The organism is Nonomuraea jiangxiensis (assembly GCF_900099965.1).
In the GTDB taxonomy this organism is placed as follows: domain Bacteria; phylum Actinomycetota; class Actinomycetes; order Streptosporangiales; family Streptosporangiaceae; genus Nonomuraea; species Nonomuraea jiangxiensis.
On record NZ_FNDJ01000008.1, the window covers coordinates 255,167 to 280,953 of the forward strand.

Consider the following 25,787-nt stretch of genomic DNA (forward strand, 5'->3'; position numbering starts at 1 on the left):
GGCCCTCCTTCCTCGGCAGGTCCCTCTACACCGGCGAGTTCCACTCCCACACCTCGGTGAGCGACGGCGTCCAGCTGCCCGGACGCCTACGAGCACGTCAGGGGCGAGACCGACGCCGACTTCTTCGCGGTCACCGAGCACGACGTCATGTGGGACATCCGCAACGGCGAGGACTTCGTCGAGGACTGGCGTGACGCCGACTCCGCCGAATGGCGCTACCTGCACGAGAGCGCCGCGACGTTCAACGCGGCCCAGGACGACCTCGTGGCGGTGCCCGCGATCGAGAACACCTGGTACGACGGCACCGGCGACATCAACGTGTTCAACACCGACTGGCACGTCACGGCACGGGCGACCGAGAAGGGCAGCGTCGACGGGTTCGGCAACGCCTTCGGCACCGGCGACATGAAGTACGACGGCATCGTCGGGTACAGCTGCGGCGTCCTGCGCGACGCTTTGTCGGCGGCCGACGTCTCGACCGGCAGCGGCCGGTACGCCGGTGGCCTCGTCGGCATCGCCGGAGGTGCCACCCAGCGCGCGGCGACCACCGGCGGCAGCCTGACCGAGCGTGCCTACGCGGCCGGCCCGGTCAAGGCCACCGGCAACCAGAGCGCGGGCGGCATCAGCGGCTACGCGTACACGGGCACGACCGTACGGAACAACGTGGCGCTCAACCCGACGGTGACCGCGACGGGGTGGGCCCATCGGATCGTCGCCCGTACGCTGGCCGACGGCGCCCCGGCCGTCGGGAACAACCTCGCCTCCGAGCTCGTGGTCGCGGCGACGCAGAACGTCGGGGCCACCGCACCGGAGAGCTTCAACGGCACCACCATCACCGCTGCCCAGGCCGTCGATCCGGCCACGTACACGGCGCTCGGGTGGGACCTGGAGACGGTCTGGCGGTGGGACACCGGCCTCGGCCGGCCGGTCCTGCGCGGCCCGGCAGCTCCGGCTGCCGCGGTCCTTTCGCCGGCCGGAGCCGGTGGCATCCGCCATGAGGCTGTCGCGAACGGCGACGGTACCGTCACCTTGGCGGTGTCCGCCGGGAGCGCCGCGGCGGACCGGCAGCTGTCGGTCCTCCTGCTGCGCGGCCGCTCGTCCACCTCGGCTCCGGACGAGGACGACATCGCCTACCTCGGCGAGGTCCGCCTCGACGGACAGGGCGACGCCACGCTGACCGTACTCGTGCCGGAGCCGGGCAAGCCGGCGCTCGCGCTGAACACCTCCGGTGACACCACGCGTTACACCGCCTCCCTCCTGCCGAAGGAGCCGCCCACCGGCACCCCGGCGATGACGGTGCTCGACGACACCGTCACCGCCACGGCCAAGCCGCACGGCAACGCCCCTGCCCAGGTCACGATCACGCTGGTGTGCGCGGGCGAGGCGACGTGCCAGGACCAGGTCGTCATCTCCCACGGCGGCGGCGCGCAGCTCGACGCCAGGAAGGTCACGCTCCAGCCCGGCAGGACCCGGGATCTGAAGGTCGACCTCGCCGGCCGGTGATGTTCTCCACCCCGCTGTCCACCCTTTGGCGGAATCACTCCACCCATCCCCATGTCTAGTGTCTGGTGCTGGCGTAACGGATCGTGGCCGCTTCGCCCGCCAGGCGGGGACACATCAACGGTCCTTAAGAACTCCGTAAGCGCGTTCCGCCAGGCTGCCGTAACAGCAAGGGGCGGGGTCCGACGGCCACCGGTCCCCATAACGACTCGAAGGAGCATCATGAGGAAGATCGTCGCAGGGCTGTTCATCTCGCTCGACGGTGTCGTGGAGGACCCGGCCGCCTGGCACCTGCCCTACTTCGACGACAAGATGGGCGCCGCCGTCATGGGGACACTGGCCACTGCCGACACCGTGTTGCTGGGCCGCGTGACCTATGACAGCTTCGCCGCGGCCTGGCCCGAGCGCGAGGCCGCGGGCGGCGAGGACGCCGCCATGGGCAAGGCGCTCGGCGACGCACGGAAGATCGTCGTGTCACGGCAGCCGCTGGAGTTCACCTGGCGCAACTCCGAACTGCTGCGGGGCGATTTCGTCGAGGCCGTGACGGCGGTGAAGGAAGAGCCGGGCGGGACGCACATCGCCGTGAGCGGCTCGGTCTCGGTCGTCCGCCAGTTGCTGGCCGCCGGCCTGCTGGACGAACTGCACCTGCTGGTGCACCCCATCGCCGTCCGTAAGGGCGCGCGGCTGTTCGAGGACGGGGAAAGCCCCATCCCGTTGGCGCTTGTCTCGTCGCAGACCTTCCCGACAGGCGTGCTGCACCTCGTCTACCAGGTGGTCCACGAGACCAGCGAGGGAGCCTGATCCGCCGGCCGGGCCGAGCGCACCCGGGAAATGGTCCGTAGGGCAGGGCTCAGCTCACCGCGATGACCGCGTACGCGGCGCAGGAGCCGGCCTCCCGGTATCCGGCGGACTCGTGATGGCTTGCGCGGGGCCGTTGAGCTGGTGGCGTTCGGCGTAGTGGGCGGCCTCCACCCGGTTGCGTACGCCGATCTTGGCGAAGGCGTTGTTGATGTGCGTCTTGACCGTGGACGCGCCGATGAACAGCGCCTTGGCGATTTCCCGGTTGCTGAGCCCGCGGCGGAGCAGGCCGAGCACCTCGGCCTCGCGGGAGGTGAGCCCGTCGGGCAGCGGTTGTTCGGGCGCGGACGGGAGCCGCCCGGTGGTCAGGGCGGCCACCAGCCGGTCGGACACCTGGGCGTCGAAGGTCGAGTGCCCCACCACGGCGGACCGCAGTGCCGCGGCGATCTCGGCCCGGCCGGCGTTCTTGGTGAGGTAACCGCGCGCGCCGGCGGCCAGCGCCTGGCCGATCGACTCGTCGTCGGTGTAGGTGGTCAGGACGACCACCGCCGTACCGGGGTGGTGCGCCACGATCCTGCGGGTGGCCGCCACGCCGTCCATCACGGGCATGCGCAGGTCCATCAGCACCACATCGGGTACGCACTGAGCCACCAGCCGCAACGCCTGTTCGCCGTCGCTCGCCGTACCCAGGATCTCGACGTCGTCGAGCAGGCCGAGCAGCGCGGCCAGCCCCTCACGGATCAGTTGCTGGTCGTCCACCACCACCACTTTGATCATCGGGGCACCTCCGCCACCACCAGCCAGTCTTCCCCATCAGGACCGCAGTGCAGGCTTCCGCCCGCCAGCGCCAGCCGTTCCCGCATCCCGGCCAGTCCGAACCCGCCGCCGCCCCGCACCGGTGCGGTGAGCGGGTTGCGGATCCTCAACCGCAGAGCGGAGCCGGTGTAGTCCAGGGACATCGTCACCGTCGCGCCCGGGGCGTGCCTGGCCGCGTTCGTGAGCGCCTCCCGGGCGGTGGCGGCCAGCGAGACCCGGTGGGCGGACGGCACCGGGCCAGGGGTTCCGGTCGACTCGAAGCAGACGGGGACACAGTGATCGCGTTCGTGCTCGCCGGCCAGCGCGGACAAGGCATCGGTCAGAGAGACGATATCGTGGCGCAGGGCCGCGACGGCGTGCCGCGCCTCGGTGAGGCCGTCCGCGGCCAGCCGACGAGAACGCTTGACGACGGCCAACGCCGCCGACGGGTCGTGCCGGTCCTCCAGCAGGGCCTCGGCCAGCTCCAGCTGCACCCCGAGCGCGCCCAGCGAGTGAGCCAGCACGTCGTGCAGTTCCCTGGCGATCCTGGTGCGCTCGTCCAGGGCGGCGGCGCGGGCCTGCTCGGCCTGGGCCAGCCTGGTCTGCTCCAGCAGCCGCTCGGCCTGGCGCCGCTGGACGACGTGCTGGCGATGGTTGACTCCGATCAACGTGAGCGCCAGGAACAGCACCGCCTGACCGAGCGCGCTTTCCGGAGGCTGCCCGGACAGCGGCCACGTCAGCGTCGCCAGCGCCATCGCGGCCCCGGCCACCGCCATGATGGCCGACATCGGCGGCGCCGACAGGGCCGCGAACCGCGCCAGCAGCACCGAACTCATCAGCAACGCGGATGAGTCGCCGGCCCAGCCGAGCGCCGCCGCAGGCAGCAGCGCCGCCGCGGCCAGGAGCGCCGCCGCCGCCATCGGCCGGGGCCGGTCCAGCGCGACGAAACCCGCCCAGCACCCGGCCGCGACCGCGTACAGGGTCCACACCCACCAGGACCCCTCACGTGCGGTGAGCAGCGTGCCGGCGATGAAGAGCGTGCCGAACACCTGCACCACCAGCCAGCTGGGCGCGACCTTGTCGGCAAGCCGGGCTTCCATGTCGCTATTTTCCAGGTTCGTCAGCGAATGTGGGTGATCAACTCGATCAGCATCAGCCGGTAAACGATGAATCCCAACAGCACCAGCACCCCGAATGCCACGAGTGCCACCAATGACTTTCCGCGCATGAATGCTCCTCTACGGGCCTTGATCTGTGCGGCAGGGCTCAGACACTAGGCACCAGGCCGGGTGGAGCAGCACCACTGAAGGGTGGAGAGCAAGGTGGAGATGGCCGTCTCAACCGATGGCCTGCTCACCACAGCCACGCCTACGATCAACGGCCGGCAGCGTGGCTCGCGGTCGTAGGATCACCGGTCGGTGGTGGGTCACATGAGGTAGCGCAGCCACAGGTACGGGGCGACCAGGACGACGGTGACCACGGCGACGATCAGGCCGTACCTGGTGAACTGCCAGAAGCTGATCGGGGTGCCGTTGCGGGCGGCGATACCCAGGACGACCACGTTCGCGGCGGCGCCGACGGCGGTGGCGTTGCCGCCCAGGTCGGCGCCGAAGGCCAGCGCCCACCACAACACCTGCCCTGGCCCGTCGCCGCCCTCCGCCTGCACCAACCGCTCCACGATCGGGCTCATGGTGGCCACGTACGGGATGTTGTCCACGATGGCCGACAGCACCGCCGAGCCTCCGAGCAGCCCCATCGTGGCCAGCTCGAGCCGCCCGGCGGTCGCCGTGACCGCGCCCTGGGACAGCGCGCCGATGACGCCGGTGTTGACCAGGGCGCCGACCATGACGAACAGCCCGGCGAAGAACACCAGCGTGGGCCACTCCACCTCGGCCAGCGCCTGCTCGGTCCTCACCTTGGTGATCGCCACCAGCGCCCCGGCGCCGAGCAGCGCGACCACCGACGGCTCGTAGTGCAGCACCGGATGCAGCACGAACGCGGCCATCACCAGGGCCAGCACCGCCAGGCTCTGCCACAGCAGCCGCCGGTCGGCGATGGCCTCCCGCTCGTTCAGCGCCATGACCTGGGCCGCGCGCTCGGGGTCGTACCGGAACCTGCGGCCGAACATCAGCCAGCACAGCACCAGGAACACCGCCATCAGCGCGATGACCATCGGCGCCATGTGGATGAGGAAGTCGTTGAAGCTCAACCCGGCGCGGCTGGCGATGATGATGTTCGGTGGATCGCCGACCAGGGTGGCGGCGCCGCCGATGTTGGACGCCATGGCCTCGGCGATCAGGAACGGCACCGGGTTGACCGCCAGCCGTTCGCACACCAGGAACGTCACCGGCGCGATCAGCAGTACGGTGGTGACGTTGTCGAGCAGCGCCGAGGCCCCGGCGGTGATCAGGACCAGCAGCACCATCAGCCGGAACGGCCGCCCGCGGGCGCGTTTGGCGGCCCAGATCGCCAGATACTCGAAGACGCCGGTCTCCTTGAGCACCCCGACGATGATCATCATGCCGAGCAGCAGGAAGATGACGTTCCAGTCGATGCCGGTGTGCTCGGCGAAGAACGCCGCCTGCGCGCCGGTGGCGTGCAGGGCCAGCATGATGGCAGCGCCGCCGAGCGCGGCCGCGACCCGGTGGATCTTCTCGGTGGCGATCAGGGTGTAGGCGGCCAGGAAGACCGCCACGCTGACCCAGGCGAGCACGCTCACGCCGCGAGCACCCGGTCCAGCAGAGCCTGCAGTGTCACCGCGCCCAGCAGGCGCCCCTCGCCCACGACGGCGACCAGCGGGCTGCGGGTGCGCGCCATCAGCGCGGCCAGCTCCAGCACGGTCGCATCAGGGTCGGTGACCGGCAGCTCGCGCTGCTGCCGCGGCAGAGCCTCGCGCACGGTACGGCCGTCCAGCGCTCGCAGGAAGGCATCCGCGTGCGCCTCGTCCACCACCCGGGCCAGCGCCGGATCCTCCAGGCAGTAACCGGGCACGGCCAGCCGCAGCACCTGGGTGCCGGGCAGAATCGTGACCGGCAGGCCGTCGTCGCCGACGACGATGAGGCCGGGCAGATCCTGATCGGCCAGCAGCCGGGCGGCGTCGATCACGGGAGAGCCGAGATTGACGATGGGGAAGTCGACAAGCAGGTCACGGGCGCGCACTGGGCACATCCTTCGCGTCAACGGGACAAGGACCTGCCGACCAGACTTCCCGGCGCACCTCAAGGAACCGTATCAAGCCATGCCACATTGGCGTGAACATGGTCCAGGAAGGCGTGGCTCAGGGAAGATGGACGGTAAGGCCGGAGGTGGCGATGCCGATCTCGCCGTCGTATTCGGCTCGGGCAGCGGCTTGCGCGGCTGTGGGGTCTGTGCCGGGCTGCAGGTGAGTCAGTAGCAGGTGCCGGACAGCTGCTTGCTTGGCTTGCCGGCCTGCCTGGCGGGCGCTCGACAGGTGGTGCCGCGAATCCTCCGGAATCTGGTCCGCATAGGTGGCCTCGGCCAGCAGGAGGTCAGCGCCGTACGCCAGGTCCACCACATCTGGGCTCGGGCCGGTGTCACCGGTGTACGCGAGCACCCGCTCACCCGCCGTCAACCGTATGCCGGCATTGGGCAGCGAGTGCGGCAGCAGCCGGGTCTGCGCGCGGAACGGCCCGACGTCGAACCGGTCGCCGGCGGCGAACTCGTGCAGGACCAAGGCATCGGCCAGCATCCCCGGACGGTCCAGCGCGAGCACCGCGTCCAGGGCCCTGGGCAGCGAGTACACCGGCAGCGGCGCCGCCGGATCATCACGCAGGGCACGCGCCCGCAACAGCGGGTTCAGGTCGGCGCAGTGATCCGGGTGTCCGTGACTCACGAACACCGCGTCGACCTGATCGGCGGTGACCAGTTCCAGCAGCCGCGGCACCGTCGCATATCCAGGGTCGACGAGCAACCTGAACCCATCGTGCTCCACGAGGTAACCACTACAGGCCTGGCCCGCCCCCGGCCACGCGCCGCATCCGCCCAGGATCGTCAGCAGCATCCATGAACTCTAACGGCCGGCCCACCGAACCATGGCACGCCCGCTCCAGGTGCGCACATCCGCCCGTACGCCGACACCCGGCAGTGGAATGCCTCAAATCCCGGGCCTGGGCGCCGGGATGATCCCGGGCGGCAAGACGACGGATAGCGTCCCAGAGTGAACAACGATGATCCCGCACTCCGGCTATGGAGTGACGCCGAACTCTGTGTCGCGGCCGGCCTCGTGTTGCTGCTGATCCTCATGCCAACCGTCATCTGGCTTGCCGTGGTCCTGCTACGCCGCAGGTAGCGCCTCCGGCGGGGCACTCCAAGCTCAGGGGTGATCGCGCGGCGGATGTGAAGGCCGCCCGCGGTCCAGGAGGCGCCCCCACCTGCTCTTGTCCCCGCATGGCCGTTCGCCATTATGGACGGTCAGCGCACCGGCGCCGCGGTCGAGGAAGGATGCGTAGCGGCGGTTACGGGGTGCGGCGTAGGGGTGGGCGGTGGCCCCAGGTGGCCCAGCGCCAGAGCCATTCCAGCGGCCCCTGGCGCCGGCGGCGCAACCAGAGCGTCGACGCCAGCCACTGGGGTACCAGGATGGCTCCGGCGATCAGCAGCACCGTCGTCTCGGACCAGCCGTCCGGCGAGCCGCCGATGAGGTGGGTGGCCAGCAGGACGAGGACCGTGGCGGACAGGTAGTTGGTCAGCGCCATCCGGCCCAGCGGCGCGAAGAGCCGTTGCAGCACCGGCCGGAGCGGCGTTCTGAGCAGGAGCAGCAGGGCGCACACGTACGCGCCCGCGGTCAGCAACCCGCCTATGCCGAACCAGGTGCTGAAGTGCTCGCCCTCGACCCCGGACTCGATCTGCAGCCGGGTGACGGACACCGCCCCCGCCACGAAGACCAGGAAAAGCACGGCCGGTACGCGGGTGGAACGCTCGAACCGGTCGACGACGCCGTACCGGGTCAGCACCGAGCCCAGCAGGAACAGGCCGGGGATCAGCGCCGAGTGGTTGAGGCCGAAGATCGGCGGCACCACGATCAGGACGGCGGCCAGCCCCGCGACGGCCCAGCGCGGCAGCCAGGTGGAGGGCAGCAGCACCAGCAGGCCGAAGACGGCGTAGAAGGTCAGGATGTCGCCCCGCCACAGCAGGAACATGTGGGCCAGGCCCAGGGCGAGCAGCACCAGGAGCCGGCGCAGCAGGAGCACCCGCGGGCGCGCGGTACGGCCCGCCGCGGAGTCCAGCAGCAGCGAGAACCCGACGCCGAACAGCAGCGAGAAGATCGGGAAGAAACGCTGGTCGACGAACAGCCCCAGCCAGGCGCCGTCCCGGCTCTCCGGCGCCACGGCGGGCGGCGCCAGGGGCTCCGTGCCGAACACGCCGGTGACCTCGACCATGTGAGCGATCGGCTTGACGTTGGCCAGCAGGATTCCGCACAGCGCGAACCCGCGCAGCACGTCGAGCGCGGAGATCCGCGCCCGGCCGGAGAAGGTCGCCGGCTGCCCCGGCCCCGCGGCCTGCGCCTCCGGGGGAAGCGTCTCGTGTGTCATGGGGCCTTATCCTGCGGGGCGCGCCCGGGGCCCGGATCGGTCAAAGGTAGGGTTCGCCCCGGCCCCGACCGGCACTTCCAGCCATTTCAACGTGGCAGGCGGGACGTCGCAGCCCGGTACCTCGCCAGGCGCCGCTATCTGACAGCCCGGCTGCCTCGCGCCGCATAGGTTCCCGGTCCCCGGGAGGCTCATGCCGTCAGGGTCGGCGTGCCACGGGGGAGCACTCCACCTGGGCGACGAGCTACTCCTGATCGAGTGCGACCGCCTGCCGGATGTAGTCACGCAACGCGTCATGGTCGAGGGCGTCCGGGTTCTTGAGCTTGACGTGCCTGGTGGTCTTCCCCACGCCCTCCAGCAGGCCATGGTCGTCATCGAACTCCGCGCCACGGGCGAACGCGAACGTGACGTGCGTCTTGCTGTGGCTGATGATCGCGAGGATGGCACGGCCCTTCCACGCGGGGGATCCGCGGCTGATCACCTCGGACGCGTCCGGCGCGCCCTCGGCCATGAGCTCGCGCAGGACGCGGACGATGGTCTGGTGCGGTGGCGCGAGCCTGGTCTGGACGAACTCGTCCACGTCGGCACTGGTCATGGGGCAGTCCCCTCCTCGGTTGCGAGTGCTTCAAGGCGCGCGACCCATGATGCGAGGTGGTCCTTACGGTTTGTTTACGCTCACCCATGCGTCCGGGTCCACCGGCGGGCGAGAAGCGTAAACAAACGGTAGACGCCTTCACACAGGGTTGAGCACGACACGAACCCGAGGGAGGCCAGCGATGCCGGACAGCACGCCACTGCGACTGGTGATCATCATCGGCAGCACCCGCCGCGGGCGGTTCGGCCCCACCGTGGCCTCCTGGTTCGTCGCCCAGGCCGGCAGGCGCCGGGAGCTGAACATCGATCTGGTCGACCTGGCCACGGCCCGGCTGCCCGACATCCTCACCGACCAGGACGAGCCCCTCCCTGAGCCGGTACGGACACTGGCCCCGAGGCTGGCCGCCGCCGACGCGTTCGTGGTGGTCACACCGGAGTACAACCGGAGCTTCCCCGCTCCGCTCAAGACCGCCATCGACTGGTTCTACGAGGAGTGGCGGGCCAAGCCCGTGGCCTTCGTCTGCTACGGCAGGGAATCGGGCGGCCGGCACGCCGCGGCCCAGTTGCGTGAGGTGTTCGGAGAGCTGCACGCGGTCGCCATCAGCGCCCTCGTCAGCCTGCCTTGCTACTGGGAGCTGTTCGCCGCCGACGGCAGCTGGCCCAAACCCACCGCGACGTGCGACAGCGCGGCCAAGGCGGTGCTGGACGAGCTGACGTGGTGGGCGTACGCGCTGCGCGAGGCGCGTGCCACCCGGTCGTACACCTCCTGATGATCAAGGCGCCCAGGACCCGTCGTCCTGGGCGCGGAGCCTGTTCCCCATCACAACAAACGGCACGAAAGAGGAAGCATCGCCATGACCGACATTCAGCGGCAGACGCAGGACGCCATCGACCTGCTGGTCGAGTCCGACGCCGAACGGGGCCTGCAGGTCGCCGTCTACCACCGCGGAGAGCTGGTGGTCGACGCCGTCGCGGGCCAGGCCGACCCGGTGACCGGCCGGCCGGTCACCCCGGACACGCCGTTCCACGTCACCTCGACCGGCAAGGGGGTGACCTCCACCGTCGTCCACGTCCTCGTGGAGCGGGGCGTCCTCACGTACGACACCCCCGTCGCCGAGCTGTGGCCGGAGTTCGGCGCGCACGGCAAGGAGCGCGTCACCGTACGCCACGTGCTCAACCACTCAGCAGGCGTGCCCGGCCTCCCCCAGGACACGACCCCGGAGGATCTGACCGACTGGAACAAGATGTGCGCGGCGCTCGCCGGCGCGACACCGTGGTGGGAACCCGGCACCAGGACCGGGTACCACGCGCAGTCGTTCGGCTACCTCGCCGGCGAGATCGTGCGCCGGGCCACCGGCCGGCCGATCTCGCAGGTGCTCCGCGACGAGGTGGCCGGGCCGCTGGGGGTCCAGGACGAGCTGTTCTTCGGCGTACCCGCCTCCGAGCTCGGCCGGCCGGCCCGCATGGAGGAGGCGGCGGGCGGCATGGAGCTGACCCCCGACATGATCGCCGCGATGGCCGAGCAGGTGCCGTTCTTCAGGGTCGTGGACGGATGGACGGCGGCGCCGCCGGCGGCCCTGCCGACCGCGGCCTACTGCAACCGCGAGGACGTGCTCGCCGCCGACATCCCCGCCGGTGGCGTCATGACCGCCCGAGCCGTGGCCCGCATGTACGCCGCCCTGATGGACGAGGTCGACGGCGTGCGGCTCATCTCCCCCGAGCGGCTCCGGGAGGTCACCACGGCGACGATCAGCGAGGTCGACGAGGTCACCGGCGCTCCGGCCACCCGGGGACTGGGCTACGACATCGGCTTCCCCGGACCGCTCGACAGCCCCACCCTGTTCGGCATGGCAGGAAGCGGAGGAACCGCCGCGTACGCCGACACCGCCACCGGCACCGTCGTCGCCGTGGCCAAGAACCGCGTGACCGCCGGCGACTACAGTACGTTCCACCACGTCGGCGCACTCGTCGCCAAGGCCCTCGGCCCGCGCTGACCGGCGTGCGGCCCCACCACTCCCGAGCAGGGCCGCGGCGCCCGGGCGCCGCCCATATTGTCGCCGGGCCCCGTTATCGTGGCGGTCATGCGTTTCGGGGTGCTGGGGCCACTCACGGTGTGGCGCGACGACGGCGGCTCCGTCGCGGTGCCCGGTCTCAAGGTCCGGGCCCTGCTGGCGGCCCTGCTGGTGCACCACGGCCGGCCGGTGCCCGCCGACCTGCTCATCGACCACCTGTGGGGCGACGACCCGCCGGGCAACGCGCCGGGCGCGCTGTCGGCGAAGGTCTCCTACCTGCGCCGGGCGCTGGAGGAGGCCGAGCCGGGCGGGCGGGCACTCCTCGTGTCCCCGCCGCCGGGCTACCTGCTCCGCGTCGACGCCGACACGGTGGACGCCCACCGGTTCGAGAGCCTCACCGCCGAGGCCCGCGAGACGGACGACCCCCAGGCCAGGGCCGAGCTGCTGTCCGGAGCGTTGGCCCTCTGGCGCGGCCCGGCCTACATCGACTTCGCCGACGAGGCGTTCGCGCGCACCACGATCGCGCGCCTGGAGGAGCAGCGCCTGACCGCCTTGGAGGATTTGGCCGAAGCCCGGCTCGCCCTCGGCCTGCACGCCGAGGTCGCGGGCGAGCTCGGCGAGTTGCTGGCTCGCCACCCGCTGCGGGAGCGACCGCGCGCCCTCCACATGCTCGCCCTCTACCGGGCCGGGCGCCAGGGCGAGGCCCTGAGCAGCTACGAGGAGTCGCGCACCCATCTGGCCGAGGAGCTCGGCCTGGACCCGGGTCCCGCCCTGGCCGGGCTGCACCGGTCGATCCTGGCCCATGACCCGGGGCTCGGCGCGCCGCCCGGTCCCTCACCGGCGACCAACCTGCCCCATCCCATCACCGGCCTGATCGGCCGCGACGACGCGGTCGCCGAGGTGCGTGGGCTGCTGCGACAACACCGGCTGGTGACGCTCACCGGCTCCGGCGGGGTGGGCAAGACCCGGCTCTCCATCGATGTCGCGGCCCCGATGGACGAGACGCCGGCCGACGGCGCGTGGTTCGTCGAGCTGGGCGCGTTGCGGCCCGGCACGCCCGACGAGATGGGAGCACTCACCGACCTGGTGATGGCCGCCCTGGACATCCACGACGGCGGCGCCGGGGCACGACAGGCTCCGGCCGACCGGCTCGTCCGGGCCCTGCGCGCCAGGCGGCTGCTGCTGGTGCTGGACAACTGCGAGCACGTGATCGAGCCGGTCGCGGAGCTCACCGGCCTCCTGCTGCGCGCCGTGCCGGGGCTGCGCGTCCTGGCGACCAGCCGGGAGCCGCTCGGTCTGCCGGGTGAGGTGGTGTGGCCCGTGCCGGCGCTGGAGGCGCCCGGCCCCGGCGACGGCACCGACCCGGCGACGGTGGCCGGGTTCAGCGCGGTGCGGCTGTTCGTCACCCGTACGACCGCCGCGGCGCGCGGGTTCGCCCTCACCCCGGACAACGCGGAGGCCGTCGCGGTGCTGTGCCGCAGGCTGGACGGCATCCCCCTGGCGCTGGAGCTGGCCGCCACCCGCGTGCGCACGCTGGGGGTGCACGGCCTGCTCGCCAGGCTCGACGACCGGTTCCGGCTGCTGACGACAGGACACCGGGGTGCTCCGCCACGACAGCAGACGCTCATGGCGATGATCGACTGGAGCTGGCAGCTGCTGACCGAGCCCGAGCGTACGGTGCTGCGCCGCCTGGCCGTCCACGCCGACGGCTGCACCCTGGAGGCCGCCCAGGCGGTCTGCGCGGGCGACGACGTAGACCCCGACGAGGTCCTCGACATCCTGGCGCGCCTGGTGGACCGGTCCCTCGTCGTCATGTCCGAGCGCCGCGACGACGATCCCCGCTACCGGCTGCTGGAGTCGGTGGCCGTCTACTGCACCGAACGCATGCACGAGGCCGGGGAGCTCCAGCGGATCAGGCGGCGGCACCGCTCCCACTACGCTCTCCTGGCCGAGCAGGCCGAGCCCCGGCTCTACGGTCCCGACCAGCGGCGCTGGCTGCAGCGGCTGGACGCCGAGGCGGCCAACCTTCTCGACGCGCTCAACGACGCTGCCCGGGAGGGCGAAGCCGGCCTCGCGCTGCGCCTGGCCAACGCGCTGGCCTGGTACTGGTTCCTCCGCGGCCGGCTGGTCGAGGCGCGGCGGTCGCTCGGGACGGCGCTGAACGCCAGGGGTGAGGCTCCTCCGGCCGCTCGTGCCAGGGCCATGGCCTGGCACACCGGCATGTCGTTCCTGTCGGGCGACATCACGGACTGGCCGGCCCGTCACGAGGCGGTGCTGGACGCCTACGCAGGGGTGCCGGACGAGCCGGGACGGGCCAGGGCCGAGTGGTTCCTCGCGTTCGCCGAGATCGACCTCGGCGATGTGGCCGCCACCGGGGAGTTGATCGACCGGGCCCTCACCACGTTCCAAGCCGTCGGCGATCAGTGGGGAGTGGCGGCCGCGCTCAGCCTGCGGGCCAAACACGCGCACGTGAGGAGCGATTCCGTCGCGCTGGAGCGTGACGGCGCGCAGAGCGCGGCGCTGTTCCGCGGGCTGGGTGACCGGTGGGGGCTGCTTCAGGCCACCGAGTGGCTCGGCGCCCACGCCGTCCTGATCGGCGACTACGCGCAGGCGACCCGCCTGCACCGCGACGGGCTGCGCATGGCCGAGGAACTCGGGCTCTGGCCCGAGCTCTCCGGGCGCCTGTCCTGGCTGGGGTGGATCTCCATGGAATGCGGCGACTACCCGTCGGCGCGTGAGCACTGCGAGCGAGCACTCCGGCTCGCCACGGAGCAGGGCTCGCCCCTCGGGGCCGTGTTCGCGGAGATGGGGCTCGCCTTCGCCGCCCGCCGGGAGGGCGACCTGGACGTGGCCGAGGCCCACCTGCTGCACCTCATGGACGCCGCCCGGCACCACACCGGACCAGGCCGCCCCCTGTACGCTCCCAGCGTTCTCGCCGAACTCGGCCAGGTCGAAGAACTGCGCGGCAACCCCGAAGCGGCCATGGCCCGGCGCATGGAAGCCTTCGCCATCGCGCGTGACCTGAGCGCGGCCGCGGACATCGCACACGCGCTGTCCGGTCTCGCCGGCGCCTGCGCACTCGACGGCCGCCCCTACGAGGCCGCCCAACTACTCGGGGCAGCCGCGGCGGCCCGCGAGTCGATCCCGAAGGCGGTCACGCCCGCCGAGCAGGGTGACCTGGACAGGATCGTCCTCGCGACCCGTCAGGCACTCGGCCAGGAGCGATACGCCGCGGCGTTCGCCCAAGGCCGCCTGCTCAGCCCCGACGAGGCCCGCGCCCTCCTCGACCGCCCCAGGGATGCCGTGCTCGGAGCGGTACCCATGGGGAACGCGCAACCGCCAGTCACATGAGTCGGGCCTACCGGGTCCATCAGGTCGCGGATCCGGCAGGCCCTCGTGGCACGCTCATTCAGCAGCCGCTGACCTGCATTATCCTTGGAACGAGTCCGGCACACTGTTCCTGTGCCGGACTCAGCCCAAGAGCGCGGGCCGCGGCCTCACGGAGTTCGGCCGGTTTCTAGCTCTTGCTCCAGATCGACGCGATGACGCCGTCCTCGGAGCTCAGGATCTGCGGCTGGTAACCGAGTGCCTTCAGCTGGGCCGACTTGAGCGTGTACGTCACCTTGGACAGGTTCAGGTACTCCTTCAGGCCGGTCGAGCTGCCCTTGCTCCACACGGTGGTGTACAGCTTGCCGGGCTCGACGGCCATGAGGACGGGGCGCAGGCCCTGCTTCGCCTTGTCCAGCAGTTCCTTGCCGCGCTGCTCCACGGTCTGTCCGAGCGTCACCTGGACGGTGCCCGTGGCGCCGCCGGCCACCCAGACGGCCGCGTACAGGGGCTTCTCGACCGTGCCGTACACGTCCAGCGACGCGAGGCTGTAACCCGCGGCGGTGAACTCGGTGTTGACCTTCGTGAAGGTCTCCTTGCTCATGCTCAGCTGGGACTTGGCCAGCTGCGTGGTCTTCTCGAAGACCACCCCGAAGACCGCGCCCGGGCCGGAACCCGTGCCGCTGATCAGCTTGGGCTGGAAGCCCCCCGCCACCTGCTCCTGGATGCGCTTGGGCAGGTCCGTGGCCGACAGGCCCTGCAGGACGTTCACCTTGCGGGTGGCGTCCTTGATCCACAGGGTCGTGTACTGCGGGTTGGCCGCGTTCGACACGTTCAGTGCCGTGGGAACGTAGCCCTTGCCCGCCAGCTCCTTGACGCGCTGGATCAGCGCCGATCCGCTGAGCGCGTCGAGGGAGAGCCATTCCAGCGGCTGGTTCTGCACGGTCTGAGCGGTCGTGGCAGGCTGCGCCGCCATCGCCGGGGTGGCGAGGGCCAGCAGGGGCGCCGTTGCGGTCGCCACGGCCGCGGTGAGGACGGCCACCTTCTTCGCGTTCCTCATGTTCCTCCTCAAGGAGTAAAGGTTGCCCCAATTGGGGACGAGACGGGACCATAACAGAGCATGAGTACGTGGCAACCAATTGTTACCGCGATCGTGACAATGCTGTGTCAAAACCCCCGACTACCAGAAGATAGGTCTGTTGGGATGGGCGGCTGCATCGTGTTGCGGCCGGTTCGACCTGGAGCGCTCCACGGTCGGATCTCCCGATTCCGCCGGCTCAGCGGAAGCGGACCCTGATCGGTGGCGGCCCGGAATCAGCCGATCCGCAAGGTGCGTGCCCTTCTCGGTCACGTACACAGTCCTTTACCTGACCGAGAGTTACCGGATCAGCAGCGGGGCAGTCGAACCTGGTCGCGCTGGGCGCGCTGGAGATCGTGGAGTAGCCCCTTTGGGGCATGGTCAGCGTCGGTCCCCTGCTGGCGGCCAGAGCCGTTCCCCCAGCTTGCAGCAGGCCGGGGAGGCTGCCGAATCAGCCTGAGCCCGCGGCCCGCCAGACCGTGAGGGGGCTTGCCATATGAGCCAGGTGTGGTTGCTCGCGGGGCGTGGACTGCTCGGAGGCGTGCTCGTGATGGTGTTCGCCGTGATCGGGGAGATGACGACGCCCAAGCGGTTCGCCGGCATTTTCGCCGCCGCCCCGGCGGTCGCGATCGCCGGGATGACGATCACGGCGCTGCACGCAGGCAGCCACGCGCTGGAGGCGTCCGCGTTCGGCATGATGGCCGGCGCGGCGGGGATGGTGGTCTACTGTGCCTCGGCCGTCCTCCTCGTACGGCGTCTGGGAGCGTTCCTGGGTTCGCTGACGGCGCTCGTGGCGTGGGCGGCCGTCGCCGGGACGATCTGGGCGATGATCACATGAGCGAAGAGAGCCGGATCCGGCTGCGGCCTTCCAAACTCCGGGATACCCCGGTGCGAGGACTGGCGGCGCGCTTCGCCTTCGGCGCGCTCGTGTCGGTGATCGCCGGCTTGGTGGGGCAGCACTGGGGGCCTGTCGCTGGAGGGGTCTTCCTCGCCTTCCCGGCCATCCTGGCCGCCACGCTCACCCTGATCGAGGAGGAGGAGCACCAGCGTGGTCCAGCCGCCCAGGACGCCCGCGGCGCGGTGCTCGGTGCGACGGGCATGATCGCCTTCGCCGCGTGCGTCTGGCTACTGGCCGTCCGGCTGCCCGCTCCCCTCGTTCTCGGGCTCGCGACCGTGATCTGGGCGGTGATCGCCGGCGCGCTGTACCTGGCATTCGACACCAACCGTGGCCGATGACCCAGCGAGCGCCGCTGTACGACCGGGAAGCGCTTGCTCAAGGTCCTTTGTTGTTGGCGAGGTGGGTACGCAACGCCAGCGGCGGGCGGGACGCCAGGAGGATCAGGCAGCCGATCAGCAACGTTCCCCATGCGCGACCGCCCTCGTCGACCGTGATGACGATGGTCGTGAGCACGCCGAGGCCCCACAGGGCCAGTGCGAGCGGGACGAGGGCCGGTAGCGGGCGGCGTGCCAGGCCCGTGGCCGCGGCCAGCGACAGCGCCAGGCAACTGGCCGTGGCTGTCGCGCAGGCCGCGACGAAGGGCTTCGCCGGGTCGGGCACGCCGGCGGTCGTGAAGAGGAAGACCGTGGCGGCGATCGCGCCCAGCACCAGGAACCGGATCAGGCAGAACCACAGGTACCTGCGGGTGATCGCCGGGTCCGGCGGGTGCCGCCGCGGGCGGGCCCAGGGCGACCGCGGGTGGTGTGGGGGCGGCCTGGTCACCGGGCTACCGCTCCGGACGGCCCGTGCGGCTGGTGTGGGCGCGGACCGGTCACTTGACCACTGCTCCAGACGGCGGGCGTGGCTGGTGGGGGCACGGCCTGATCACGAGGCGACCACCCCGGACGGCGGCCACTTGCCGCCCGCCAGATGGTCGTTGCCGTTGTTCTGCGTACGGAAGGTGCTCGCCGCGTCGGACATCTCGCTGATCGCGTACGCGGCGGCGAGGCCGACCGTGAGCAGGAGCTGCCCGATGACGCCGACGGAGTAGAGGATGGCGGGCACCGCTCCGACGATGGTGACGAAGCCGGCGATCGCGGCGACCAGCTCGCCGATGGCGACCGCCACGGCGGTGCCGAACGCGATCCAGAAGATGATCAGCGCCCACCGGCAGCTGTTCAGCGCCTTGGAGACCTCCATCACCGTGCTCGCGTACTGGCGGAGCGCCGAGCTCTGCGGGGCGGCCGGCTCCAGGACCTTCTTGTACTGCTCGGCGGCATCGCCCTTCCACTTGTTGTCCACCTGCATATAGGTCTCGGTGAGCTTGCCTGCCTGGGCACTGACACCGGCCTGGACCTTGTCGCTGAACGTGGTGGCGGCGTCGTTCAGCCGCCCCGGGTCGCCGGGGTGGGTGAAGAAGTCCACGTACTCGTTCCACAGCTTCCGGCAGGCCTCGCAGAACTTGTCCCAGGCGTCTTTGAGGGGCTGCACGGCCCAGGCCAGGAACTCGGGAACAGCGTCGAGCAACCTGTTGACCTGTTCGCGCATGTCCTCGCATGTCGCGTCGAGCTGGTCCAGCTGACCGTCGATGTTTCTCATCAGCAGGGCGAACTCGGTCATGTCAGAAGTTCCATCCTTCCTTGACGTCGGATACCAGTTGCCGGTTCTGGGCTTCCTTGCCCTCGTACACGCGGATCACCCTGTTGAGCTTGCCTTCGACGTCCTTGAAGATCGTGTTTGCCTGCTGGGCGAGGCTGTGCAGGGTGTCGTTCAGGGTCGCGTAGGTGGTGTCCGCTTCGGCCTGTCTGCCGAGATAGCCGAACGCGCTCTGCACGCCCTTGAGCCCGGCGACGGTCTGCGCCGCGGTGTGCATCTCCGCGGCGACCTGCTGCCACGTCTCGACGTCCGCGCGCATCTCGTTGAGGCGGGTTTCCAGTTCGCTCATGTCGTCCTTGTCAGAAGGGAAGGCCCAGGCTGCGGGTCAGCGCCTGGAGTTCGCGCGTCACCTTGGTCACGTCCTGAAGGCCGGGAACGGTCTCCGCCGCGGGCCGGGCCGGAGTGTCGCGGATGACCTGGTTGGCCTTCTCGAAGGCGGTCCCGAACTCCTCGGCGAGGCGAGTGTCTACGGCCTTACGCAGCCAGGCGGGATGAGTGGCCACCTTGGTGACGGAGCCGCCGGTCAAGGTCAACGTGACCCTGCTGGTGTCGCTCTTGATCTCCACGGCGGTCGGCGTGGCCTGCGCGGCGTTCCGCCGGGCGGTGGTCAGCGCGGTCGCGAACTGCGCGAACAGCAGGTTGGCCTGACGTAGTACGGCTTCCGCGTCGAAGTCGGGCGGGGCCGCGGTGCGGAACTGCGGGACCGGCGGGAGGTCGGTGGCGGGCCGGATGGTCCCTTCCGCGGGGAGCATGGCGGTGAACCGTGCCAACGCCGCGTTGGAGATCGCCTCCAGGACTGCCTGGTCGAACGCCTCCAGCAGGAGCGCCTTCCGCCATGACCCCCGGAAGGAGAGGCGGTCGAACATCCCGTCCGGGGCGAGGGTGACCGCGATCGTGCCGGACCCGTCCTCACCGGTCGCCGGTTCGGCCTCCCGCTGAGCCGCCCGCAGAGCCTCTGTCAGTCCACCTATCTCGGCGAGAAGCTCCCGTGTGCCGCCGAGCAGGTCGAGGGGATCGATGGGCGGTGGTGGCGGCGTTGGCGATGTGACCGACCCGCCGAACAGCGGACGTCGCCCGCCTTCGGCCTCCGCGGAGGAAGTCGGGGCCGGCTTCGGCTCGGCGGCGGGCCGTTCCGCCGATTGAGCCACCCCAGGGAATTCTTCGGTGCGTGACTTTTTCGCTGTCAGCCGTTCGCGGGCCTCCTCCGCGCTGTCGGGGGCGAAAGGGGTGCTCGTGTTGAGCATTCTGTGCAACCTGTTGATACGACCAATTCCAGACTCCATACAGACCCTTCGTGTGCGGTAAGCCGGTGGGGACGATCACGTAACTTACCCGGCTGGGATGGGGAATCGCGCCATTGATGCTGTATCGGCGGCTATGAGCGTCGGCGCGTTCGCCCGAGACGATTTTCGGGCGAAAGAAGTTCCCGGGTTGGCCGTATGTCTTGGGTCGGTCGCCGTACATATCCGTATTCGCTGGTCAGAAGGACTCCTGGCTTTCGTGGGAGCGTGTACACATAGATACCTTTTCGGACGCTTATGTAACGCAGTTTCCCGCTTTGGGGGGTTCTGGATGCCCGGCGTCATCGCTCGTTGGGGGTAAGCAGCAGGCGGAGCGATCGGGGAGCACCGAGGGCATCCGACCGCAGCCCGTCGATCGACGGTCGAGCATCATTCCCGCAGGTAGTCGCGCTGTCGGCAACTTGCGTCCGACGCATTTCCAGCAGTCGCCGGACGATCCTGACGCGTCAGCAACTGTCGTGCCAAAAAAGTTACATAATCGCTTCCACTATCTCCAGGCGGGCACGTGTCCGCGGGCTCTACTTCCGGGCCCACATCGCGGTCCTCGGCGTCCCTGTTCGGCGTCGTACGCGGGAAGGCTGTTGCGCCTACTCCCACGAACTACGGCCTCGCGTCAGAAGCAGAGAACCCACCGGTCAGCGGCTGCGACAACCGCGGCAACTCCAAGGGCGCGGGGGTTCTGGGTCCGCCGAGCGCCCGCCATTCGCATACTTTCGGTACGGGCAGCGCGTCGTATATGACGGCTTGTCGATCATGTCCATGAAATGGAGAATTATGTCTGATTATAAATGGATATCCAGTATGTTCGGTGACATTTACCGGTGGCCATCACGTTGACGGCGGCGGCGCCGGTCACGGCGGGATGCGGGTTCGGCGGCGAGGAGGCTCCGGCCACGGGGGTTCGGCAGAGGCCGGACACGACCACCGTCGCCTCGTCCCCGGAACCCGTGCCGGTCACCCTGCTCTGCCCGACCGCGTCTTCGCCGAGGGAGGCCGCCGTTCCCGCGACAGGCGCAAGGGTGGCGTGGTCGACGTCATCGTCCGGCGCACCCTCACCGCGCGACTGCTGCCGCGTCTGCTGGAGGGCCGCCATCACCGACCTACCAGGCGGACCGTGGGCCCTGCACCGACTCCGCCGCTCCGCCCTGACCCACGCCGCCGAACACGGCACCCTGGTGGCCTACTCCGGACACACCTCGCTGGCCCGCTACGCCCGCGTCTTCCCCGAAGGGTTGGTCCGCCGGCACCCCATCCTGGCGCTCTGCGGTGGGCGGATCCTCGCGCCGGGCGGGCTCCGCGGTGTGCTGCAATAGCGACATGTCTTTGGACGAGCTTCGTGACCTGCTGGAACGGCATGTGCGTCCCGATTTGGCGACTGCGATCGATGGCGTCCGGGTGTGCAAAGTCGACCATGCCGCTTCGCCGGTTTCCTCGATGTCCGGCACGGTGCTGGCGGTCGTCGCCAGGGGCGGCAAGCGTCTCGCGCTGGGAGACCATGTCTACGACTACGGGCCCGGCCAGTATCTCGTCGCTTCGGTCGACCTCCCGGTCACAGGCCACGCCATCAACGTCTCCCCCGGCCGTCCCGCGCTCGGTTTCGGTATGACGCTGGAACCTGCAGCCATCGCGGAGTTGCTGCTGCAGGTCGGGCCAGAGACTCTGCCGCAGGCCCGCGGCACCGTACGGCCGGGAATCGCGGTCAGTGACGCTCCGGACGACCTGCTCGACGCCATCGTGCGACTGCTGCGCCTGCTCGACCGGCCCCAGGACCGGAAGGCACTGACCCCGCTGTTCAAGCGCGAGATCCTCTGGCGGTTGATGACCGGGGAACAGGGTGACACCGTACGTCAGCTCGGCTTCGCCGACAGCAACCTGAGCCACATCACGCGGGCCGTGCGGTGGATCCGGGAAAACTACGAGCGGCCGTTCCGCGTCGAGGAAGTGGCCCAGCTCTCGGGGATGAGCGTTTCCGCGTTTACCGGAACTTCCAGGCGGTGACGGCGATGAGCCCGATCCAGTTCCAGAAGCACATCCGGCTGCAGGCCGCGCGATTGCTACTGGCGAACAACCCCAACGACATCACCGCCGTCGGCCATCGCGTGGGGTACGACAATCCGTCCCAGTTCAGCCGGGAGTATCGACGCATGTTCGGTGCTCCGCCGAGCCATGATGCCGTACGCATGCGTGGTGAAGCCGGTCCCGCCACCGCCGCGCTGCCCTGACAGACGCCCGAGTGAAGAGGATTGTGCATCCACACGCGACGATCCTGCTACCCCTGCGTTCACGGCGCTGATTCCCTGGAGATACCGGAACGTGCCATGGATCCCGGGACAGACACCACAAATCAGGAGGCGGGCGATGAGAGTGCCGACGAAGGACCGCACGCTGGGCCGGACCGGTATCGAAGGCGGTTGCGTTCCGCTCTGCTCCGAATCGACATCACAACAGTGGGCAGGCGCACTGGCGTTCCTCGCCGCATAGAGATCTGGTTCCACCGCGTCGACGGCCGCTGGTACCTGACCGGCATGCCCGTTCCTCGCAGCTGGTACGCGAACTTGCGCGCCGATCCGCGGCTCATCGTGCATCTCAAGCACGGGGTCACGGCCGACCTGCCGGCGACCGCGAGGCCGGTCGACGAACCGACACGCCGGCGGGTGATCACCGCTGTGCTCGACCTGCAGAACCGGCCTGAGATCGCGGCGCGGGTCAGCCGACGCCAGAACCTCGATGACTGGCTCGCGCGAAGCCCGCTGGTCGAGATCGTGTTCGAGGACGAGCAGTTCGCGGGCGGCACGATCCGCACGCCGTTCAAGCGGCATGGGAGTGATCGAGGTCAGGGCCCCGCGAGTGAACGACAAGCGGGTCGATGATCGGGGTCCGCGCGGACGGCACCAAGGAGCTCGTCGCGATGGCCGACGGTTACCGGGAGTCGTCCGAGTCGTGGGCCTCTCTGCTGCGGGACTGCGCGCGCCGGGGCATGCGCGCGGTCGGCGCGCTCGGGTTCTGGAAGGCCCTGCGCGAGGTCTTCCCCGATACCCGCGAGCAGAGGTGCTAAGTTAACAAAACCGCCTATGTCCTGGACGCCCGCCAGCCGGCGGCGAAGAAGGCTCTGCAGGACATCTACAACGCCGAGGGCCGCGACCACGCCGAGCAGGCCATCACAACCTTCGCCAAGATCTACGGTGCCAAGTTTCCCAAGGCCGTCACGAAGATCACCGACGACCAAGACGTGCTACCGGAGTTCTACGACCACCCGGCCGAGCACCGGATCCACCTGCGGACCACCCACCCCATCGAGTCGGCCTTCGCCACCGTTCGCCTCCGCGCCAAGGTCACCCGGGGCGCGGGCTCCCGCGCCGCGGCCCTCGCCATGGTTCAAGCTCGTCGAGGCGACCAAGCACGGCTGGAGCCCGATGTTGCGAGACCTGCGCCCGTATGTCGGCGGCTGTCACGTCTCGGTGATGGAGAAGGCGTTGCCGTCGGGGTCGCGGAAGGCGAACATCGGTGGTACGCCGGGCCATTGAAGGATCTCATCGGTATCAACGCCGGCGGCGTTGAGGGCCGCGTGCGCGGCCGCTGCGTCGTCGGTGGTGAACCGGATGGTGATGGGGCCGCGGGTGACGACTTCGGTGGCCTGCTCCAGCGTGACGACGACGTTGTCGCCGCCGGGTGCGAGCTCGATCCACCGTCCGGTCGGGATCGACTCGTCGCGCAGTACGGTGAAGCCGAGCGTGTCGACGTAGAACCGCAGCGCTTGTTCCTGGTCGTCGACCGGCACGCTGACGGTTCGGACACCCGTGACGACCGGCTTCGGCGCGGTCATCGTGCGATCCGCTCGTCGAGGGTGACGGTGACGGTGTCGCCGGCCTGCTTGCCGATGCGGGCGCGGATGTCGGCGGTGAACGCGAGCTTGTGCGTGCCGTCGCCGAGCGCCATGAACGAGCCCTGGAACGGCTCGCCGTCGACGTGGCCGCGCACCTTCACCAGGCCACGGGTGCCGAAGAACTCGGCCGAGCCCGGCATCACGACGTAGGTCCAGCCGCCCTTGCTGGGGCTCTTGCGCAGCTCCGCGGTGAACGTCTTGTCAAGCTTCGTATCGGACTTGGCTTGGTGTGCGGTCATGATGTTTGGCCTCCGTACATGAGCGAGCCTGGCGTGGTGAGTTCCTGACCCGTTTCGAGCCAGGTCTTGAGCCCGGAGAGGATCATCGGCCAGCCGCCGTAGAGATGCGCGTCGGCGTCGGCGGCGAGTTGGTCGTGTCGGACCACGAGCCTGCAGCTGTCGCCGACCTGCTCGATCTCCCAGGTCACCCGGCTGGTGCCCTGGCGGGCTATGTCGTCGTCCCAGACAGCGTGGTATGTCTGCACGAGCCGCCGGGGCGGGTCGACCTCGAGATTCTCCCCTTCGATCAATCCGCTGGGCACGCCGTCGTGCGTGACCCTGTAGGCGGATCCCGTGGCCCAGTCGGATTCCACACGGGCACCGAACTGGAACCGCGCCCGGGTCTCGGGATCGGTGATCGCCTGCCACAGCCGCTGCGGTGTGGTGCGGATGTAGATCTCGAACACCTTCTCCACGCTTGTCTCCAGATCTCGTTTCAGATCGACGAGGCCGGCGGCCCACGTCTCGGTGTATTTGCTGACCCACCGATCGTGGATGAGACGGATCGGCACGGGGTTCAGGAAGTGCAGCTTCTCCCTGCCCCGCCGGTCCGAGACGACCACACCGGCCTGCTCGAGCAGACGAAGGTGCTTCGCCACGGCGACCCTTGTCATCGCGAACCTGCTCGCCAGCGCGTTCAGCGACTGCCCGTCCTGCCGGAACAGCTCGTCGAGCAGCTGCCGGCGCGTCGGATCCGCCAGCGCCCTGAACACCTCTTCCACGCCCTCGACCATAGGAAACCAAATGGTTTCATGTCAAGCCTGGCGAGGCGCGCCGACGGGTTGCGAAGGCCGAGTTCGTCGCGATCAACTCATTTCAGATAAGGAAGAGAATTGTGCAAGCACACGAGACGATCCTGCTACTCGAGCGTATGCGGCGCTGCTTTCCTGGGGTTACCGGAATATGCCGTGAATTCCGGGACAGTCACCACGAAGCATGAGGCGGCGATGAGAACCTCTCATCGGAAACCGCCAAGGAGAGAACTATGAAGTACCGCACGCTGGGCCGGACCGGGATCGAGGTCAGCCCCTATTGCCTGGGCGCCATGATGTTCGGGGCCATGGGAAACCCCGACCACGACGACTCGATCCGGATCATCCACAGAGCCCTGGACGCGGGGATCAACTTCATCGACACCGCCGACGTATATTCCCAAGGTGAATCCGAAGTGATTGTCGGCAAGGCACTCAAGGGCCGCCGCGACGACGTCGTGCTCGCCAGCAAGGTGCATTATCCGATGGGCGACGACCCGAACCAGCGGGGAAATTCCCGGCGCTGGATCATCACCGCGGTCGAGAACTCCCTGCGCCGCCTGCAGACAGATCACCTCGACCTCTACCAGGTCCACCGCCCCGACCCGACGGTGGACGTGGAAGAGACCCTGTCGGCCCTGTCCGAACTGATCCACAGCGGCAAGGTGCGCGCGATCGGGGCATCGTGCTTTCCGGCTTCGGAGATCGTCGAGGCCCAGTGGGTCGCCGAGCAGCGCGGCCTCGAGCGCTTCCGGACCGAGCAGCCCCCGTATTCGATCCTCAATCGGGGTATCGAACGCGAAGTGCTGCCGGTCTGCCAGCGCTACGGGATGGGCACGCTGGTCTGGAGCCCGCTCGGCCAAGGCCTGCTCACCGGCCGCTACCGCAAGGGACAACCGACCGACACCCACCGGTCCAGCGGCATGCCCCAGCACTTCAGCGACGAGCGCAAACTCGACGTGGTGGAACGCCTTATCCCGCTCGCGGACAAGGCCGGCCTGCCGCTGGCCCACCTCGCGATGGCGTTCGCGATCGCCCACCCGGGAGTCACCTCGGCGATCATCGGGCCACGCACCATGGAACAGCTCGACGACCTGCTGGCGGGCGCCCACGTCACCCTGGACGACGACATCCTCGACCGGATCGACGAGATCGCTCCACCGGGTACCGACGCGGGCCCCAACGACGTGGCCTACACGCCCCCGGCCATCACGAGCGTGGGCCTGCGCCGCCGACCCATCACCGAGCGTTCCACCGCCTGACCTCCGATCCAACGACGGTCGACTTCGGTCGCAGGGCTCCAGCGGTCCAGTGGACGTGAGTGCTCACC

At 69.7% G+C, this 25,787-nt stretch carries 27 protein-coding genes and 1 pseudogene; 13 read left to right on the plus strand and 15 right to left on the minus strand.

The features are described 5' to 3' along the window. Positions 1-147: 147 nt before the first annotated feature. Together BLS95_RS19445 and BLS95_RS19450 are read left to right on the plus strand one after the other, a co-directional pair. A complete protein-coding gene (locus BLS95_RS19445) occupies positions 148-1,503 on the plus strand; it encodes a hypothetical protein (protein ID WP_090933172.1) in 1,356 nt (451 codons plus the stop codon). Between the two features lie 219 nt (positions 1,504-1,722). Beyond that, a complete protein-coding gene (locus BLS95_RS19450; RefSeq protein WP_090933174.1) occupies positions 1,723-2,301 on the plus strand; it encodes a dihydrofolate reductase family protein in 579 nt (192 codons plus the stop codon). A 54-nt stretch (positions 2,302-2,355) separates the two neighbouring features. Here BLS95_RS19450 and BLS95_RS19455 read toward each other — a convergent pair whose 3' ends face one another. The 7 genes from BLS95_RS19455 to BLS95_RS19485 all read right to left on the minus strand — a co-directional run bounded on the left by BLS95_RS19455 (position 2,356) and on the right by BLS95_RS19485 (position 9,234). Beyond that, positions 2,356-3,075 (minus strand): response regulator, encoded by a 720-nt coding sequence (locus tag BLS95_RS19455; RefSeq protein ID WP_090933176.1) that lies wholly within the window; start codon positions 3,073-3,075, stop codon positions 2,356-2,358. Continuing rightward, positions 3,072-4,193, minus strand: a complete 1,122-nt coding sequence (locus tag BLS95_RS19460; RefSeq protein WP_090933178.1) for a sensor histidine kinase — start codon at positions 4,191-4,193, stop codon at positions 3,072-3,074. Before BLS95_RS19460 ends, BLS95_RS19455 begins: the two co-directional genes overlap by 4 nt. 326 nt (positions 4,194-4,519) lie before the next feature. Continuing rightward, complete coding sequence (locus BLS95_RS19465) at positions 4,520-5,812, minus strand: ArsB/NhaD family transporter (protein WP_090933181.1); 1,293 nt, start codon at positions 5,810-5,812, stop codon at positions 4,520-4,522. Beyond that, positions 5,809-6,252 carry a CBS domain-containing protein gene (locus tag BLS95_RS19470; RefSeq protein WP_090933182.1) on the minus strand — a complete coding sequence of 148 codons (444 nt, stop codon included), beginning with the start codon at positions 6,250-6,252 and terminating at the stop codon, positions 5,809-5,811. Before BLS95_RS19470 ends, BLS95_RS19465 begins: the two co-directional genes overlap by 4 nt. A 118-nt stretch (positions 6,253-6,370) precedes the next feature. Beyond that, on the minus strand, positions 6,371-7,114 hold the full coding sequence (locus BLS95_RS19475; protein ID WP_090933184.1) for an MBL fold metallo-hydrolase: 744 nt from the start codon (positions 7,112-7,114) through the stop codon (positions 6,371-6,373). Positions 7,115-7,568: 454 nt separating this feature from the next. Then, positions 7,569-8,642, minus strand: a complete 1,074-nt coding sequence (locus BLS95_RS19480) for a DUF418 domain-containing protein (RefSeq protein WP_090933186.1) — start codon at positions 8,640-8,642, stop codon at positions 7,569-7,571. Positions 8,643-8,883: 241 nt separating this feature from the next. Further along, on the minus strand, positions 8,884-9,234 hold the full coding sequence (locus tag BLS95_RS19485) for a DUF1801 domain-containing protein (RefSeq protein ID WP_090933188.1): 351 nt from the start codon (positions 9,232-9,234) through the stop codon (positions 8,884-8,886). 181 nt (positions 9,235-9,415) lie between these two features. Between BLS95_RS19485 and BLS95_RS19490 the strand changes: the two genes are divergently transcribed. From BLS95_RS19490 to BLS95_RS19500, 3 genes are all read left to right on the plus strand, one after another. Further along, positions 9,416-10,003: an NADPH-dependent FMN reductase gene (locus tag BLS95_RS19490; protein WP_090933190.1), complete on the plus strand. Its 588-nt coding sequence runs from the start codon at positions 9,416-9,418 to the stop codon at positions 10,001-10,003. Between the two features lie 84 nt (positions 10,004-10,087). Further along, entirely contained in the window at positions 10,088-11,227 is a 1,140-nt protein-coding gene (locus BLS95_RS19495; RefSeq protein WP_090933192.1) for a serine hydrolase domain-containing protein, read from the plus strand. Between the two features lie 87 nt (positions 11,228-11,314). Continuing rightward, on the plus strand, positions 11,315-14,596 hold the full coding sequence (locus tag BLS95_RS19500) for an AfsR/SARP family transcriptional regulator (protein WP_090933194.1): 3,282 nt from the start codon (positions 11,315-11,317) through the stop codon (positions 14,594-14,596). A 166-nt stretch (positions 14,597-14,762) separates the two neighbouring features. On the opposite strand, the gene BLS95_RS19505 is transcribed toward BLS95_RS19500, so the two are convergent. After that, entirely contained in the window at positions 14,763-15,632 is an 870-nt protein-coding gene (locus BLS95_RS19505; RefSeq protein WP_090933196.1) for a hypothetical protein, read from the minus strand. Between the two features lie 514 nt (positions 15,633-16,146). Between BLS95_RS19505 and BLS95_RS19510 the strand changes: the two genes are divergently transcribed. Next, positions 16,147-16,488, plus strand: coding sequence for a DUF3147 family protein (locus BLS95_RS19510; protein ID WP_090933198.1), 342 nt, complete (start codon positions 16,147-16,149; stop codon positions 16,486-16,488). 50 nt (positions 16,489-16,538) lie between these two features. After that, positions 16,539-16,886: a DUF3147 family protein gene (locus BLS95_RS19515; RefSeq protein ID WP_176993273.1), complete on the plus strand. Its 348-nt coding sequence runs from the start codon at positions 16,539-16,541 to the stop codon at positions 16,884-16,886. 37 nt (positions 16,887-16,923) lie between these two features. On the opposite strand, the gene BLS95_RS19520 is transcribed toward BLS95_RS19515, so the two are convergent. From BLS95_RS19520 to BLS95_RS19535, 4 genes are all read right to left on the minus strand, one after another. Then, complete coding sequence (locus BLS95_RS19520; RefSeq protein ID WP_090933202.1) at positions 16,924-17,370, minus strand: hypothetical protein; 447 nt, start codon at positions 17,368-17,370, stop codon at positions 16,924-16,926. A gap of 102 nt (positions 17,371-17,472) precedes the next feature. Continuing rightward, a complete protein-coding gene (locus BLS95_RS19525; RefSeq protein WP_090933204.1) occupies positions 17,473-18,207 on the minus strand; it encodes a hypothetical protein in 735 nt (244 codons plus the stop codon). A gap of 1 nt (position 18,208) precedes the next feature. Further along, positions 18,209-18,532, minus strand: a complete 324-nt coding sequence (locus tag BLS95_RS19530; protein ID WP_090933206.1) for a hypothetical protein — start codon at positions 18,530-18,532, stop codon at positions 18,209-18,211. A 10-nt stretch (positions 18,533-18,542) separates the two neighbouring features. Continuing rightward, complete coding sequence (locus BLS95_RS19535) at positions 18,543-19,487, minus strand: hypothetical protein (protein ID WP_090933208.1); 945 nt, start codon at positions 19,485-19,487, stop codon at positions 18,543-18,545. A gap of 878 nt (positions 19,488-20,365) precedes the next feature. On the opposite strand from BLS95_RS19535, the gene BLS95_RS56875 reads away from it, so the two are divergent. The 5 genes and pseudogenes from BLS95_RS56875 to BLS95_RS19555 all read left to right on the plus strand — a co-directional run. After that, on the plus strand, positions 20,366-20,857 hold the full coding sequence (locus BLS95_RS56875) for a hypothetical protein (RefSeq protein WP_218135853.1): 492 nt from the start codon (positions 20,366-20,368) through the stop codon (positions 20,855-20,857). A 4-nt stretch (positions 20,858-20,861) separates the two neighbouring features. Continuing rightward, the gene (locus BLS95_RS19545) at positions 20,862-21,542 is read left to right on the plus strand and encodes an AraC family transcriptional regulator (protein WP_218135854.1); all 681 of its coding nucleotides are present in this window, start codon (positions 20,862-20,864) and stop codon (positions 21,540-21,542) included. A 5-nt stretch (positions 21,543-21,547) separates the two neighbouring features. Continuing rightward, positions 21,548-21,766 carry a helix-turn-helix domain-containing protein gene (locus BLS95_RS56880; RefSeq protein WP_218135855.1) on the plus strand — a complete coding sequence of 73 codons (219 nt, stop codon included), beginning with the start codon at positions 21,548-21,550 and terminating at the stop codon, positions 21,764-21,766. 96 nt (positions 21,767-21,862) lie between these two features. Then, positions 21,863-22,414, plus strand: coding sequence for a nitroreductase/quinone reductase family protein (locus BLS95_RS19550; protein WP_090933210.1), 552 nt, complete (start codon positions 21,863-21,865; stop codon positions 22,412-22,414). Beyond that, a pseudogene (locus BLS95_RS19555) lies at positions 22,411-22,951 on the plus strand (transposase); the annotation flags it as partial. The gene BLS95_RS19550 and the pseudogene BLS95_RS19555, both read left to right, overlap by 4 nt. A 41-nt stretch (positions 22,952-22,992) precedes the next feature. On the opposite strand, the gene BLS95_RS19560 reads toward BLS95_RS19555, so the two are convergent. The 3 genes from BLS95_RS19560 to BLS95_RS19570 are packed head-to-tail and all read right to left on the minus strand — an operon-like array spanning position 22,993 to position 24,427. Next, positions 22,993-23,367 carry a VOC family protein gene (locus BLS95_RS19560; protein WP_090933212.1) on the minus strand — a complete coding sequence of 125 codons (375 nt, stop codon included), beginning with the start codon at positions 23,365-23,367 and terminating at the stop codon, positions 22,993-22,995. Continuing rightward, a complete protein-coding gene (locus BLS95_RS19565) occupies positions 23,364-23,666 on the minus strand; it encodes a DUF1905 domain-containing protein (protein ID WP_090933214.1) in 303 nt (100 codons plus the stop codon). Before BLS95_RS19565 ends, BLS95_RS19560 begins: the two co-directional genes overlap by 4 nt. Beyond that, positions 23,663-24,427, minus strand: a complete 765-nt coding sequence (locus BLS95_RS19570) for an ArsR/SmtB family transcription factor (RefSeq protein WP_090933453.1) — start codon at positions 24,425-24,427, stop codon at positions 23,663-23,665. The genes BLS95_RS19565 and BLS95_RS19570 overlap by 4 nt, the downstream gene beginning before the upstream one ends. 263 nt (positions 24,428-24,690) lie before the next feature. Here BLS95_RS19570 and BLS95_RS19575 point away from each other — a divergent pair, with 263 nt between their 5' ends. Beyond that, a complete protein-coding gene (locus tag BLS95_RS19575; protein WP_090933216.1) occupies positions 24,691-25,719 on the plus strand; it encodes an aldo/keto reductase in 1,029 nt (342 codons plus the stop codon). Positions 25,720-25,787 lie beyond the last annotated feature (68 nt).

Coding starts and splice junctions, on each gene's coding strand:
- BLS95_RS19545 (WP_218135854.1), top strand. CDS start 20,862: ATGTCTTTGGACGAGCTTCGTGACCTGCTGGAACGGCATGTGCGTCCC.
- BLS95_RS19475 (WP_090933184.1), bottom strand. CDS start 7,114: ATGCTGCTGACGATCCTGGGCGGATGCGGCGCGTGGCCGGGGGCGGGC.
- BLS95_RS19445 (WP_090933172.1), top strand. CDS start 148: ATGTGGGACATCCGCAACGGCGAGGACTTCGTCGAGGACTGGCGTGAC.
- BLS95_RS19535 (WP_090933208.1), bottom strand. CDS start 19,487: ATGCTCAACACGAGCACCCCTTTCGCCCCCGACAGCGCGGAGGAGGCC.
- BLS95_RS19575 (WP_090933216.1), top strand. CDS start 24,691: ATGAAGTACCGCACGCTGGGCCGGACCGGGATCGAGGTCAGCCCCTAT.
- BLS95_RS19510 (WP_090933198.1), top strand. CDS start 16,147: ATGAGCCAGGTGTGGTTGCTCGCGGGGCGTGGACTGCTCGGAGGCGTG.
- BLS95_RS19505 (WP_090933196.1), bottom strand. CDS start 15,632: ATGAGGAACGCGAAGAAGGTGGCCGTCCTCACCGCGGCCGTGGCGACC.
- BLS95_RS19460 (WP_090933178.1), bottom strand. CDS start 4,193: ATGGAAGCCCGGCTTGCCGACAAGGTCGCGCCCAGCTGGCTGGTGGTG.
- BLS95_RS19480 (WP_090933186.1), bottom strand. CDS start 8,642: ATGACACACGAGACGCTTCCCCCGGAGGCGCAGGCCGCGGGGCCGGGG.
- BLS95_RS56880 (WP_218135855.1), top strand. CDS start 21,548: ATGAGCCCGATCCAGTTCCAGAAGCACATCCGGCTGCAGGCCGCGCGA.
- BLS95_RS19560 (WP_090933212.1), bottom strand. CDS start 23,367: ATGACCGCGCCGAAGCCGGTCGTCACGGGTGTCCGAACCGTCAGCGTG.
- BLS95_RS19490 (WP_090933190.1), top strand. CDS start 9,416: ATGCCGGACAGCACGCCACTGCGACTGGTGATCATCATCGGCAGCACC.
- BLS95_RS19565 (WP_090933214.1), bottom strand. CDS start 23,666: ATGACCGCACACCAAGCCAAGTCCGATACGAAGCTTGACAAGACGTTC.
- BLS95_RS19550 (WP_090933210.1), top strand. CDS start 21,863: ATGGATCCCGGGACAGACACCACAAATCAGGAGGCGGGCGATGAGAGT.
- BLS95_RS19455 (WP_090933176.1), bottom strand. CDS start 3,075: ATGATCAAAGTGGTGGTGGTGGACGACCAGCAACTGATCCGTGAGGGG.
- BLS95_RS19495 (WP_090933192.1), top strand. CDS start 10,088: ATGACCGACATTCAGCGGCAGACGCAGGACGCCATCGACCTGCTGGTC.
- BLS95_RS19485 (WP_090933188.1), bottom strand. CDS start 9,234: ATGACCAGTGCCGACGTGGACGAGTTCGTCCAGACCAGGCTCGCGCCA.
- BLS95_RS19525 (WP_090933204.1), bottom strand. CDS start 18,207: ATGACCGAGTTCGCCCTGCTGATGAGAAACATCGACGGTCAGCTGGAC.
- BLS95_RS19500 (WP_090933194.1), top strand. CDS start 11,315: ATGCGTTTCGGGGTGCTGGGGCCACTCACGGTGTGGCGCGACGACGGC.
- BLS95_RS19530 (WP_090933206.1), bottom strand. CDS start 18,532: ATGAGCGAACTGGAAACCCGCCTCAACGAGATGCGCGCGGACGTCGAG.
- BLS95_RS19450 (WP_090933174.1), top strand. CDS start 1,723: ATGAGGAAGATCGTCGCAGGGCTGTTCATCTCGCTCGACGGTGTCGTG.